The organism is Enterococcus sp. DIV1314a, from assembly GCF_051713805.1.
Lineage (GTDB): Bacteria > Bacillota > Bacilli > Lactobacillales > Enterococcaceae > Enterococcus_I > Enterococcus_I aquimarinus.
In genome coordinates this window covers 2,265,068-2,278,079 of record NZ_JBIOQP010000001.1, presented here as the reverse complement: position 1 = coordinate 2,278,079, position 13,012 = coordinate 2,265,068, and the positions used below count along the sequence as shown (strand labels likewise).

The window sequence follows — 13,012 nt, the reverse complement described above, 5'->3', positions numbered from 1 at the left end:
GAAGACAAGTTTCGCTCGCTAATACGGATGAAAGGCAATGCTTTTAGCACAAAAGCTGATAAAATTATTGCTGAAGCAAAAAAAGCAGGTGTATCTCCGGTCATCTTTGCAGCGATTATGATTCATGAAAGTGCTTGGGGAACAAGTCAAGCTATTCGAGAACATAATAATCCTAGTGGACAAATGTCTAGCTCAGGTATCATTCACTACAATTCTTTAGATGAAGGTATCGAGGCAACAGGTCGTACGCTTCAAAATTTAATTGTAAAAAGAAAGTTACAGACCGTTGAGCAGCTAGGCAGTGTTTATTGTCCAGTAGGTGCAGCCAATGATCCGCTTGGATTAAATAAGTATTGGGTTCCAGCAATCAAAGACTTTATGGTTGCACTTGGTGGAGAAAAGGATATGTCCCTTGTATGGGCTTCTACTAGTGGAAAGGGAAAAGGCAACAAATCATTAGAATTTGCGTATACCTTACACGAAAATGGTGTTCAGCATTCGCAAGGCTTAAATCAACACGGGCGATTTCCATATCATGATTGTTCCTCTTTTGTGACGTGGGCAATGAAACAAGCTGGAATCAATGTTAGCATAGGTAGTACGGAGTATTTATATAGTTTGGAAGGAACCATTCTTCAACCTATCTCTCGTGCTGAAATTAGGGCAGGAGATATTTTTGTTTGGGGAACAAAAGGAAGTTCTTCAGGAAATTTTGGTCATACTGGATTTTTTACTGATAAGGGTGGTAAGCATATTCTACACGCTACACCTGCAACAGGTCGTGGGTTTGGTCAAGATGGAGATGTGGTAGAAACACCATTTGAAGGTTATTTTGGAGATACGAATTTGGCACCAGTTTATTTTTATCGAATTACTGGGTAACAGGTGGCATTGGTAAGGAAATCCGCTGTAAATTATTCGTAAAATATAGTACAATATTTACAGGAGGATGATGATTATGATGAACATTAAGCCTATTTCTGATTTGCGTAACTACAACCAAGTTTTGAAAGAAGTCACCAACGACCAACCAGTATTCTTAACGAAAAACGGAAGAGGGAAGTATGCTGTGATTGATATTGAAGATTATGATCGATTAAAAGCGAGTTTAGAAATTTTGGAACAATTGAAAAAAGCTGAAACAAGTGGAACTATTGATTTGGCAACTGCTAGAGAAAGATTTCATGTATGAAGTACCATGTAAAATTATCGAACGAGTTGTTAGATGATTTAAGCCAACTGTCTGATTATTTAGTAAGTGAGTTTTCAGAAGTTGTATCACAGAATATTTTAGCTTCGCTATTTGATACTTTTGAATCTTTAGGTGAATTCCCATATAAAGGCAAAGATGCAGCAACGTTGATGTTTACTTTCAATGGGTATAGATATCTACCATTGAAACAAAATGTTGTGTTTTATACAGTTGATGAAGGGAATCAAACAGTTACGTTATTACGATTGTATTCTGTTACAGAGGATCCTATGCAAAAATTTAAAAGATATTTAGAATAAATGATCCATTATTCGGAATTTTTCTCTGACTCCTTTGAGCCAGAAATCGTGTTTAACTTACAAGAGAAGAGTGTTGATAGTATTCCTGATGCGGCCATAACACAGGAAAGCTTTAAGATTGTTGTTGAAACAAAAATGTCTGACTGGTTTTATTCTGAACAACTTATGAGACATTTGAATTCCTTTGGTGATGAGAAGTATAAGGTAATGATTACTCTAGCCCATGAGTTAATGGCAGAAGATAAAAAGAATATTTTTGAACAACAATTAAAGGAATATAACTCTGCGCAAAGTAAACCAGTAATTCATATCAATACAACATTTGAAGGTATAGTAAATGCAATACAGGAAGTAATTGATGATAGGGATTACGAAATGCAGGAGGTTTTGGATGATTATCTGAATTACTGCTATAACGATGGCCTCATTGCTGTTTCAGATTCATGGAAATTTATGAGGATGCAATTGGCAGGAACAACACTAGATTTTAATGTAAGTCAGGATATTTACTATGATAATGCTGAGCGTGGTTTTCGCGCACACGATTATTTGAGCTTGTATAAAAATAAAAGCGTACGTGCGGTTGGCAAGATTAGTGCTCGTATCACGGCTGTAGATACTGATAATGGTATGCAATATGAAGTAGAGTTTGGCGAATTGACCGAGGAAAGAAAACAGAAAATTGCAGATGCAATTATTGATGGTGTTCAACATGGATATGATATAAAAAGTAGTAAGCATAGATACTTCTTTGTTGAAAAATTCCATGAGACTGATTTCAAGAAAATCACACCGAGGGCTCCTATGGGAACGAGGGTATTTGATTTAACGCAAATCCTTGAAACTGAGCAATTACCTGAAACTGAGGATATCGCTGAACTACTTAAGACTAAGACATGGAGTTAATTGTGGGAGGTTAACATTATATGGAATACATATTAATTGGAATCTGTATCGTAGTTATTGCTAGCGTCTTCCTAGCGATATTCATGAAAAAGAGAGCAGATAATAAAAAAATAGAAAATCCCACGATTGTTTCGGGCATTTCACCGTTTGGTGCCCCCATTAATAAGGCAGATAAACCAGATGGACTTGCAATCCAAATGGAGATGCTTCCAGTTGGATCTATAATTGATGAGAGTAGATTAGTTGAAATTAAAAGCAGTAAAGTTCTGGCACATGTAAACAATCTTGTCCCAGAATTAGCACAGGTAGGAAATACTGCTAATAATGCGATTCAAGCATTACAAGCAAATAGTGAGGTTTTATATAGAGCTATAATTCCAGCAGGTGCAAAACTCACTAACTCGAATGCAATGGAAAATGCTGTTCGAGGTATATATCATGGTGCAGACGGTATTAAAGGTCATGCAAATTTAGTAGCAATTGAGGCTCAAAAAGGAACGGCCGTTGTAGCAAATACCGCAGCTACGGCTATGGGAGTAGCATCGATGGTTGTTGGCCAGTATTACATGACACAAATTAATGCTGAGCTTGGCTTAATAAGCGAAAGCATATCTAAGGTTTCAGATTTTCAGGACAATGAGTACCGTAGTAGAGTATTTTCACTTATAGCCCATGTTAAAACGATAGCAGACTTTCAAGTTGAAATCCTTGAAAACAATGAGTTGAGACTTAGTAAAATTTCTCAGCTTGATAGCCTTGAAGAAGAGTGTACCCAACTTTTAGGACAGGCTAACCTGACACTTGCTGGATATGCGAAAAAGAAAGATATTGATTACAAGACTTATGAAAGAGAATTAAATGAGGCTCAGAATTGGTATTTGTATCAAAAGTCTTTGCTAGATGTGATGTATAAGATTTCCGACCTAAGGTATACACTGCATCTTGGTGCTGTTTCTCGGGAGCAGTGTGTGGCTCTGCTTCCTGTATTCAGACGGCAGGTTATTGATACACAAACAAGGCTCACTAACTGGCATCAAGATGCCGCAAAAAGGTTGAACATTGATATAGATGAAACTCGCCGCAAGAGAGATGGATTTGACAGAGTAATTCACTTCTTTCCAGGCTTAATAAGAAATGAGTTGAATTTTCGTACAATTGATAAGAGCGTAGCAAATATAATTGATGAACAAAGCTATAGTAATGGAAGTAGTTTTAAATACGAACAAACAGAATTATATCTTAAAGATGTGCAGTTAATTGCGAAGGATGGAAAAGTATATTATTTACCAGAAAGCAAAATGGATTAACCACCTTCTAAAATCTTCATTTGTTTGTATAAATCAAACAGTAAAAGAGTTGATATCTTCCCACATATGAAAGACCATAGTGGATATGTTCCCTCAAAGAGAATTGTATTCATGTTACTAATTTTTGACAGCTATGAATTCATCTCAAAACATGTGGAAGCAGTGTGTCTGTTAACAAGAAAATAAACATTGTTCGTCATGACGAGTTGTTAGACTCGACAAGGATAAACATCATTTTTAGAACCGCTAGCCGATTTTTGGCTAGCGGTTTTTCATTGTGTATGAATGGAAGAGTTCGATTTCTTGAAGTGAGTAAGGAATGCTTTGAATGGTCCTTTTTACAAGCTGCGCATCTTTTTTATTTCCGCAAGAATGGCCAATAATTTCACGATTGAATAAATCAATCATCAAACAAATAGAAGCCCAATTTGACCCGACCCGAACATAAGTTAAATCCGTGACAACCGCTGACAATGCTTTTGTTTGAGTAAACTTTCGATCTAAGTGATTCGCAATTTTCTTTTGATTGCTTTGGCACGAATGTACGCGATATTTGGGCTTCGTGTAACTGGATTTCAATCCTCGTCTTTTCATGATGCGACGAATTTTTCGACGACTCAAAATGAGATTTTTCTTATCAAGGCGTTCCTTGATTCTGCGTGAACCATAAGCTCGTCTATTTTGCTGAAAAACTTCTTCCACCGCTTCTTCTAATATAGTAGTAAAAATTATTAAAACATTTAAAAAGACTAAACTTGATATAGATCAATTTAATTTCTTTCAATCTATAGTATTATATAATCAAGATAAAGAAAAAATAAAACAAGAAAGAAGGAAAAAAATATGTCAAGACAATTAAATTTTAATCAAGTAAAGGAAACTCATTTAAAAACATTAGCACAATATGTTCCAGTTGTAGCAAAAGTTCATGGAGGAAATCATCCAGAATTCTACCAGGTTCGTAAAGTATATGATGAACTTGCAAAGAAAGCAAAAGATGCGGGAGTAGAAAAGCCGGACTTAAAAGAGGAGTTTGTAAAATTACGTGAAATCACAGATAATTATACAGTTCCAGGTGATGTATGCGAAAGTTATGAAGCAGTATATAACATGTTAGCAGAATTAGATAAAGCATATGAAGCATAAAAGAAAATAAACAAAGAAATGAAAAGATATAAATAATCTAATAGGGAGGAGTATGAATATACAAAAATTTATATTAGGAAGAAAAAACCATATTACAATAGTAAGTGCAATTTTAATAATAATTGCATTTGTCAGTAAATTAGGCTTCGAAAACGAACAAATAGCCATATGGGCATTAGTAATTGCTTCAATTTTGGGAGTTTCACCTATTGCGATTCAAGCGTATCAAGCATTAAAAGTCAAAGTAGTTAGTATTGATGTTTTAGTTACCATTGCAGTTATCGGAGCCTTTATAGTTAGAAACTACGAAGAATCAGCAATTGTTACATTTTTATTTCTATTTGGAGCTTATCTAGAACAAAGGACACTTAATAAAACACGTTCTGCAATTAAAGAATTAACTCAAATGGCACCAGAAAGTGCCTTTAAAAAAGTGGAAAATGGTGAGTTTGAAGAAGTAGAAATAGATGAAGTTGATGTAGGAGATATTTTGCTTGTTAAAACGGGTGCAAAAATCCCAGTTGACGGTACAGTGTTAACAGGAGAAGGGCATATTAATGAAGCAAGTATTACAGGAGAAGCGGTTCCTGTAAGTAAAAAGAAAGATTCGGGGGTATATGCCGGAACAATTTTAGAAAATGGAACTATTCAAATCACTGCTGATCGTGTAGGTGAGGATACTACTTTTGGTAAAATCATTGAGTTGGTTGAAGAAGCACAGGATTCAAAATCAGAAGCAGAACGTTTCATTGATAGATTTTCTAAATACTACACACCAGCTGTTTTAGTTCTCTCTTTTATTGTATGGATATTTTCAAGGGATATTGAACTTGCAATTACAATGTTAGTTTTAGGATGTCCAGGAGCATTGGTAATCGGTGTACCGGTTTCAAACGTCGCGGGGATTGGCAATGGGGCACGTCATGGAGTCCTTCTAAAAGGTAGCGAGGTTATTAGTGACTTTAGCAGACTAGATACCATGGTATTTGACAAAACAGGTACATTAACAATAGGAAATCCCAAAGTAGCTGATAAAGAAATTTATGCAGATAATGTATATGAAGTATTAGGGTATCTAGCAAGTGTTGAAAAGGAATCAGATCATCCATTAGCAAAAGCAGTTGTAGAATATATTGGAGATATAAAATTATATACAGTTGAAAAAACAGATGTTGTAAAAGGTGGAGGAATTGTAGCTCATGTAGAAGGTCATAAAGTTGCAGTCGGTAATGTGGCACTAATGGAGCAAGAAAATATTCTTTTAAGTGAAAAAGCTCGTGCAGATATTGCCAGATTTGAGAAAAATGGGAATTCACTTGTTTTAACATCAGTTGATGGGGAATTAAAAGCATTGATGGGTATTCGTGATCAAATTCGCCCGGGTGTAAAAGATGATCTTAAAAAGTTGAAAAAACTTGGTGTTAAAAATCTAGTAGTTCTTTCTGGTGATAACCAAGGAACAGTTGATTTAGTAGCACGTGAACTAGGACTTACAGAAGCTCATGGACATATGTTGCCAGAAGATAAAGCAACATATATTAAAGAGTTACAAGAAAAAGGTCAAATTGTGGCATTTGTTGGAGATGGAGTAAATGATAGTCCTTCACTAGCTCTAGCACAAATTGGAATTGCTATGGGAAATGGAACAGATGTAGCAATCGAAACTTCAGATGTTGTTTTAATGAATTCAGATTTCAGCCGCTTGCCACATGCATTAGGTTTAACAAAAGCAACCGCTAATAACATGCTTCAAAATATTATTATTGCAGTAGGGGTTGTATTAGTCCTTCTTGCCAGCGTATTCTTTAGTGAATGGATGAACATGTCAATCGGTATGTTAGTACATGAAGCAAGTATATTAGTAGTGATTTTAAATGGTATGAGACTTCTTCGCTATAAATTAAGAAAATAAAAATAAATAAAATTCTGGATGTAAATCAATTTATTATAGATAATAATACAATTAACATAAACTAAAGGAGAGATGAAAAATGCAAAAAGCAACAATTCAATTAGAAACATTAACATGTCCATCATGTATGCAAAAAATAGAAAATGGAGTTAAATCATTAGATGGAGTAGACAAAAAAAGCATAAAGGTGCTATTTAATTCAAGTAAAGTAAGAGTGGAATATGATGATGAAAAAGTATCTATAAAAGATATTGAAAATGCCATCGATAAATTAGGATATGAAGTTATAAAATCTCAAGTAAAAGCTTTATGAAATAAGAGGGAATAAGTTCGGTTTTAATGATATCAGATGCTGGTTAATGTCATCTACGGCAAAGGACACAGTTACCAAGTTATAATGTCGTTGATATCTTCCCACACACGAAAGCCCACAGTGGATATGTTCTCACAAAGAGAATTTCTGATAAAAATATTTTGGTTACTAGTATTTGACAGCTATAACTTCCGCTCAAGCCACGTGAAAGCAGTGTGTCTGTTAACAAGAAAATAAACATTGTTCGTCATGACGAGTTGTTAGACTCGACAAGGATAAACATCATTTTTAGAACCGCTAGCCGATTTTTGGCTAGCGGTTTTTCACTGTGTATGAAATGTAGGACTTCTGTTTACTACGAAAAAATTTGTTATATGAGGAGATTACGATTGTAGGGAAATAGCCAGATTAAGAAATCAGATGTTTAACCAAAATCGTCCAAAAAATTGCTGATGACTATCGGAATATTTCACCATATATAGTCTGAATTGGAATGAAAAGGGAAAAACGATAGCTAGAAGAGATTGGATTTTTTAGAAATGTACAGTAATGGTGAGTATCCACAAAATTTCATCTTCTTAATTATTTAACATTTAAATTGACGCGTCGTTTAACGGGGAAAGATGATTCTTTGACGACGACAGAAAAGAAGAATTTCAGTAGCGTCCAAGGAATCCGGAATCGTTAGTCATATTAATTTAAAAAACGGCGTAATTTTACAGTAAATAGAGTATAATTTAATCAAAGAAAGTATTTGACTGGTATATGAATTATGGTATTAGTGAAATCTGTTAATAATGATTTTTATAATAAATCTAAAAATTAGAGGAAAGAGGAATATATGGATAAGAATACTATTTATTTTGCTGGTGGATGTTTATGGGGCGTGCAAGCATTTATTAAAACATTACCCGGCGTAGTAGAGACTGAAGCAGGAAGAGCTAATGGTGAAACTTATTCTTTAAATAGTCATTATGACGGCTATGCAGAATGTGTCAAAACAACCTTCGACAAAAGTGTTGTTTCAGTTACACAACTAGTAGAACTTTTTTTGAAATTATTGACCCGTATAGTATTAATCGACAAGGTAACGATGTTGGACTAAAATATAGAACCGGTATTTATAGTGAAAATGCGAATCATATTGAAGCTGTGATAGATTATATAGCTAGACGAAATGATAGCGAAAAAATCGTTGTTGAAGTTAAACCACTTACTAATTATGTAAAAAGTGCCGATGAACATCAAGATAGGTTAAGTAAATATCCAAATGATTACTGCCATATTCCTAAAGAATTACTAACAAGGTATCGTAAATAACTAGGATATATTCCCACAAACTGAAAATAATAAAAATACTAATCGACATACTCTCACGAACGTATAATCGAAAAATAGTTAAAAACCCTGGGATTTTCCCCCTCAAAAGGGGTTATAACAGTAACCAAGGCCCTGGCAGCCAAGTGAAAGCAGTATATCAGTTAACAAGAAAATAACAACCATTCGTCCTATCTGGTTGATAGACTTGAAATGTATAAAAATCATTTTTAGAATCGGTAGCCGATTTTTGGCTAGCAGTTTTTTGTTGTGTATTAAAATGTAGCTTGATGTGTTCTGCTCCCCGGACGGGAAATGTTACTTTGACAGAAGTAACGAAATGGCGCAGTAAGGGATCGATAATAAAATTGTCGAGAAAAAATCAGACATTTTGAATAATCAATACTAAAAATTGCTGGTAATAAACTGAATATTTTACCAAAAAAAAGTCTAAGATGGAATGAAAATCAAAAAACGGCAGCTAGAAAAGATTGGATTATAATTTTAGAAATATACAATAATGGTGAGTATATCCAGTTTTTCCTTCTTAAATATAATATTATTATAGTAGCCATCTTGTTTGTCAATCAAATGGCATATAATAATCTCAGCGGTAAACTCGGAGATGTTGTATGATTACAATAGAAATAATTAAAGAACGGTGCGAGCGCCAATGAATATAAATGTTTTATATCTTGCCATACGGATCTGATAAACTCCATAGAATTTCAATAAGAAATTGAAATGGTAACTTTGAAAGAGTTGAAAAATATTGCTAATGTGTTAAATTTCAAGGATGATCAAGTATTTTTTTTACCCGATGGAAATAAAATACAGAATGGGAATATGTTGAGAAATTTTAATGAAATTAAATTTAGGTTTAGGAGGTATAGCGCAATGAGCCAGGCAATAGAAACAGCCGAATTAATTCTTGAAATGGATGTCATTGAGGATGAATCCACCTTTGCATCTTCCATTGAAATTGCATTAACAGCTGCAGAAAATGAAATGCAGAGTTTTAAAGAGACAATCAATTCGATTCAGATTCTTAGACCTAACTGTGACAAATTGGATTATGCATTGGCGGCAAGTTCAGGAGTCCTTTGTGGCATTATGGACATTTTTTTAGTCGGAAAACCTGGAGAATCAATGGTCGGTGATGTTACAGATAAGTGGATTGGAAATCGAACTGCAGATTTTGCTAGACTCTGTGGATGGGATGATAAAGGAGATACATCATCAGCAATCCGCTTTCTTGAGAAGAAATTTAAAATATTATATGATCAACGTGGAGCAGGTGATGCTGGCAGTATCGTATATGATTTAAATCCTACAAATCATCATTTCAAATCACTTGGACATAATCCGACTTTGCTTGGTTTGTTCATTTCGATAGTAGATCAGTTTACAAATCAATCGCACTTTATTTCTGGAGGAGAATTGATATCTTTACAAAATGCTGATGGGAAATTTGAACTTCAAGGTAATAGTGTTCCAGCAAAATTATTTTCAGGGTTTGTTAATTGGTTTGGACATTTAATTTCCGATGTATCTGGATCGTCTGGCAGTAAATACCGAGGTATGGGAATACCGTCACCGTTTTGGGCATGGACGAATGATATTATAGCAATAAAGAGAAAATTGAATGTTCCTGTTTCACAGTTTGACCACACAATCAATGAGCTAGCTCTGAGCATCTACAAACAAGGATACGATATCCGCTTCCAAGCAACTCAGGCCATTCCAGTCTTTATCAATGAGACCATTGTCAGATTGTTATATACCACAAGACGATTGGTGAAATATTACAAAAAAACAGAGAAAGAAGAACGTTCGGCATCCGCTATGTGGCAAGCGTGTGAGCCGTTTTCAGAGCCTACCGTAAAAAGAATGCTCACCGTAGCTCATGGTACTTTTTGTATGATGGATCTTGGCGATACAACCATAAAATCATTTAGAACCAGAGGAGGCAACTTCAATATAACTGAATTCTCCCTTCGCCTTAATATAGTGGGGATAGGTCGTTTCACAATTTCGCTGTATGGCGAAACAAAGCAGGTTTTTGTAATAAGAAAAGCGGAATCGGAAGCTCAGTTTGCTAGAAAAGAAATAATCATCGTGGAAAACTATCTGAATGGACTTTCACTATTATCAGAGCTATATGATGATAAGGAACTTGTAAATTTTGTTGATGACTTTAAGAAAAGTGATATGTATGTTCAGGCATTCCAGAAATCTGTTCAGCTAGCAGAACTTAGAAAGGTACCAGATAATAATATACTCAAGACAAAATCCGATATAGATTCATTTTTTGGAGGTAATAGAAGATGACCAAGAAAAAATCGAGGTTAATATTTGCCCAAAAGCAGGCAGAATCGGCTATCAAAAAAACAAATGAAAAAATAAATGAACTGGGCACACACACAAGCCATCTTTATGATGAATTGAACACCATACAAAAACTATTTGACGATATTAGAAATGTTCCTAGTGAGAAGCGGTTAGAGTATGAAAAGCTGAAAAAAATTCGTCTGAACTGGATACAGCAAGCAGAAAAGATTGAATCAGATTATAAAAATACTGTAGCAAAAAATGCTAGGAAAGGCGCTGCTGGTGTAAGCGCTGGAGTCGCAGTAGCAGCTCTTGGGCCTACCGCTGCAATGGGAATTGCGACAACGTTCGGTGTTGCCTCAACAGGAACAGCTATCTCTACACTGAGTGGTGCAGCAGCTACCAACGCGGCACTAGCTTGGTTGGGCGGAGGAGCGATTGCTGCTAGCGGTGGAGGAATGGTTGCCGGAAATGCATTGCTGGTTCTAACCGGACCAGTTGGTTGGTCGATCGCTGGAGTTGCACTTGTCAGTAGCGGGTTTGTGCTATGGAAAGGAAAAAGCGACAAGCAACGTCTTGAGGATGTTTTCACCCTCATCAGCAAACGGGATGTTAAATCAAACGAACTTGCTATTGTAGAAATAAATGAGCGTATAAGCCGCATTAAAGATGAAACTAAACAACTAAATAGTGCAATTAATAGAATAAGGACATTTGGTCTAGACTACAATTTAATGACGGAGGCGAAGCATTATGAATTAGGTTCTTTTGTGAATCTGATGAATTCCTCTACGCAATTGTTGGTTAACCAGATAACAGGATTACAACCAAAATATGATAAAGACGATCTGAAGGAATACTTTACATTCAGCAAAAGAAAGATTGCTGATAAGCAGAAACCTTTGATTATTTCGCTTTCTAACCTCTTACATAAGATAAGCCTTGATGAAAAAGATAAGATACTATTATGGAAGTCTTTCAAAAAAAACAAGGATTTCTTGTCTTCAATAGGAATTTCCAAGAAAGATTTTGACTTGCTTATTTTTGAAACAGTAATCGATGCTCTTGAGTATAAGTATTGCAACGAAAATCTATCAAGTTGATATATCTAAGAGAACTCAGTAAAAATGGAAAATGAAAAACAACAATTTGATGGCTATATTCCCTCGTCCCCAAATACGTGAAAGCAGTGTGTCTGTTAACAAGAACATAACGATTATTTTTCCTGTCGGGTTGATGGACTCGATAGGTATAAAAAATCATTTTTAGAATCGGTAGCCGATTTTTGGCTAGCGTTTTTTTGTTGTGTACAGAAATGCAAGATGATGTATTCTATTCACCAATGGAAAAAATCGCTTTGTCAGAAGTAACGAGATAACTTTATAATGAATTCACTGAGAAATGAGAGGAACAAATTTTTTTAAGAATAGAAAAGTGTAAGATTGAGTTGATTGTTTCATTGAAAAAAAAGAAAACATTTACATCTAATATTGACCGAGACAATAAAGTGAAGTACAATATATATTAGATAGTATATATTGTACTTCACTAGGAGGTGAGAACTTGATAGGATTAGAATATATTTTAAATCTCTATAACCTTCAACATATAGAACTTGCAGAAAGACTGGGCATTAAAAAACAAAATATTAACATGTGGGTCAAAGGACGACAGAATATTCCAAAGAAATATTTACCAGTTTTAGAAGAACTTTTTGGGATTGATCAGACCTACTTTGGACGAGAACTTAGTGAAATAGAGCAGTTGGAAATTCAGAAAGAAAAATTGAAAAGAGATTTGAATCCTGTCATCAAGAAGTATGAACAACAGTTTTCTTCCGGAGAGATCAATGATCTTGTTGAAGTTCCCATCTACGATCAAGAAGAGATGAATGCCATCGAACGTGAGATCGAAAAGGCTAAACTAGTATCAAAGTTTAAGACGGCAATGGATATTGTAGATAATAATCCATACTTGGAAACGTACAAACTTATCGTGGAACTACTTGAAAAAGTACAACAAGAATCCGTTCTGCACAAAACGGTTGAAGCATTGGCTCACTATTACGAAGTTTTACCTGATTGGGTAAACAGCGAACCCGAACAAGCAGGCTTCGAAAGTGAAATGTTTGAAGTCTTTGATGATCATAACTATTAACCATTTGGAGGAATATAAATGACTGAAAACACAGGAAACATTGGCTTTTAAGAAGATCGAGATGAATACGAAGCAGAGAATATCATCTGGGTTCCTAAAGAAGCGAATAGT

At 35.0% G+C, this 13,012-nt stretch carries 12 protein-coding genes and 1 pseudogene; 12 read left to right on the top strand and 1 reads right to left on the bottom strand.

The features are described 5' to 3' along the window. The first annotated feature begins 27 nt into the window (after nucleotides 1-27). From IGI68_RS10915 to IGI68_RS10895, 5 genes are all read left to right on the top strand, one after another. A complete protein-coding gene (locus IGI68_RS10915) occupies nucleotides 28-882 on the top strand; it encodes a peptidoglycan amidohydrolase family protein (protein WP_438732832.1) in 855 nt (284 codons plus the stop codon). A gap of 76 nt (nucleotides 883-958) precedes the next feature. Then, nucleotides 959-1,192, top strand: coding sequence for a type II toxin-antitoxin system prevent-host-death family antitoxin (locus IGI68_RS10910; RefSeq protein ID WP_438732830.1), 234 nt, complete (start codon nucleotides 959-961; stop codon nucleotides 1,190-1,192). Beyond that, nucleotides 1,189-1,512, top strand: a complete 324-nt coding sequence (locus IGI68_RS10905; RefSeq protein ID WP_438732828.1) for a type II toxin-antitoxin system RelE/ParE family toxin — start codon at nucleotides 1,189-1,191, stop codon at nucleotides 1,510-1,512. Before IGI68_RS10910 ends, IGI68_RS10905 begins: the two co-directional genes overlap by 4 nt. Before the next feature lie 48 nt (nucleotides 1,513-1,560). Beyond that, nucleotides 1,561-2,418 carry a hypothetical protein gene (locus tag IGI68_RS10900; RefSeq protein ID WP_438732826.1) on the top strand — a complete coding sequence of 286 codons (858 nt, stop codon included), beginning with the start codon at nucleotides 1,561-1,563 and terminating at the stop codon, nucleotides 2,416-2,418. Between the two features lie 20 nt (nucleotides 2,419-2,438). Further along, nucleotides 2,439-3,725, top strand: a complete 1,287-nt coding sequence (locus tag IGI68_RS10895; RefSeq protein ID WP_438732824.1) for a hypothetical protein — start codon at nucleotides 2,439-2,441, stop codon at nucleotides 3,723-3,725. A 261-nt stretch (nucleotides 3,726-3,986) separates the two neighbouring features. Here the strand turns inward: IGI68_RS10895 and IGI68_RS10890 are convergent, their stop codons facing one another. Next, nucleotides 3,987-4,427 carry an IS3 family transposase gene (locus tag IGI68_RS10890; RefSeq protein ID WP_438732822.1) on the bottom strand — a complete coding sequence of 147 codons (441 nt, stop codon included), beginning with the start codon at nucleotides 4,425-4,427 and terminating at the stop codon, nucleotides 3,987-3,989. A gap of 141 nt (nucleotides 4,428-4,568) precedes the next feature. On the opposite strand from IGI68_RS10890, the gene IGI68_RS10885 reads away from it, so the two are divergent. The 7 genes and pseudogenes from IGI68_RS10885 (at nucleotide 4,569) to IGI68_RS10855 (ending at nucleotide 12,901) form a co-directional block, all read left to right on the top strand. Beyond that, the gene (locus IGI68_RS10885; RefSeq protein ID WP_047001639.1) at nucleotides 4,569-4,871 is read left to right on the top strand and encodes a hypothetical protein; all 303 of its coding nucleotides are present in this window, start codon (nucleotides 4,569-4,571) and stop codon (nucleotides 4,869-4,871) included. A gap of 58 nt (nucleotides 4,872-4,929) precedes the next feature. Further along, nucleotides 4,930-6,783: a heavy metal translocating P-type ATPase gene (locus IGI68_RS10880; RefSeq protein WP_438733291.1), complete on the top strand. Its 1,854-nt coding sequence runs from the start codon at nucleotides 4,930-4,932 to the stop codon at nucleotides 6,781-6,783. A 79-nt stretch (nucleotides 6,784-6,862) separates the two neighbouring features. Beyond that, nucleotides 6,863-7,096 carry a heavy-metal-associated domain-containing protein gene (locus IGI68_RS10875; RefSeq protein ID WP_047001637.1) on the top strand — a complete coding sequence of 78 codons (234 nt, stop codon included), beginning with the start codon at nucleotides 6,863-6,865 and terminating at the stop codon, nucleotides 7,094-7,096. Between the two features lie 841 nt (nucleotides 7,097-7,937). Beyond that, nucleotides 7,938-8,416, top strand: a pseudogene (locus tag IGI68_RS10870) (peptide-methionine (S)-S-oxide reductase). Between the two features lie 894 nt (nucleotides 8,417-9,310). Further along, entirely contained in the window at nucleotides 9,311-10,744 is a 1,434-nt protein-coding gene (locus IGI68_RS10865) for a hypothetical protein (RefSeq protein WP_438733289.1), read from the top strand. Further along, nucleotides 10,741-11,847, top strand: coding sequence for a hypothetical protein (locus IGI68_RS10860; protein WP_438732820.1), 1,107 nt, complete (start codon nucleotides 10,741-10,743; stop codon nucleotides 11,845-11,847). The genes IGI68_RS10865 and IGI68_RS10860 overlap by 4 nt, the downstream gene beginning before the upstream one ends. 460 nt (nucleotides 11,848-12,307) lie before the next feature. Beyond that, nucleotides 12,308-12,901 (top strand): helix-turn-helix domain-containing protein, encoded by a 594-nt coding sequence (locus IGI68_RS10855; protein WP_438732818.1) that lies wholly within the window; start codon nucleotides 12,308-12,310, stop codon nucleotides 12,899-12,901. The last annotated feature ends 111 nt before the right edge of the window (nucleotides 12,902-13,012 follow it).

Excerpts from the sequence above, each read along its gene's own strand:
- IGI68_RS10905 (WP_438732828.1), top strand. The coding sequence starts at position 1,189 with ATGAAGTACCATGTAAAATTATCGAACGAGTTGTTAGATGATTTAAGC.
- IGI68_RS10910 (WP_438732830.1), top strand. The coding sequence starts at position 959 with ATGATGAACATTAAGCCTATTTCTGATTTGCGTAACTACAACCAAGTT.
- IGI68_RS10860 (WP_438732820.1), top strand. The coding sequence starts at position 10,741 with ATGACCAAGAAAAAATCGAGGTTAATATTTGCCCAAAAGCAGGCAGAA.
- IGI68_RS10885 (WP_047001639.1), top strand. The coding sequence starts at position 4,569 with ATGTCAAGACAATTAAATTTTAATCAAGTAAAGGAAACTCATTTAAAA.
- IGI68_RS10875 (WP_047001637.1), top strand. The coding sequence starts at position 6,863 with ATGCAAAAAGCAACAATTCAATTAGAAACATTAACATGTCCATCATGT.
- IGI68_RS10865 (WP_438733289.1), top strand. The coding sequence starts at position 9,311 with ATGAGCCAGGCAATAGAAACAGCCGAATTAATTCTTGAAATGGATGTC.
- IGI68_RS10895 (WP_438732824.1), top strand. The coding sequence starts at position 2,439 with ATGGAATACATATTAATTGGAATCTGTATCGTAGTTATTGCTAGCGTC.
- IGI68_RS10915 (WP_438732832.1), top strand. The coding sequence starts at position 28 with ATGAAAGGCAATGCTTTTAGCACAAAAGCTGATAAAATTATTGCTGAA.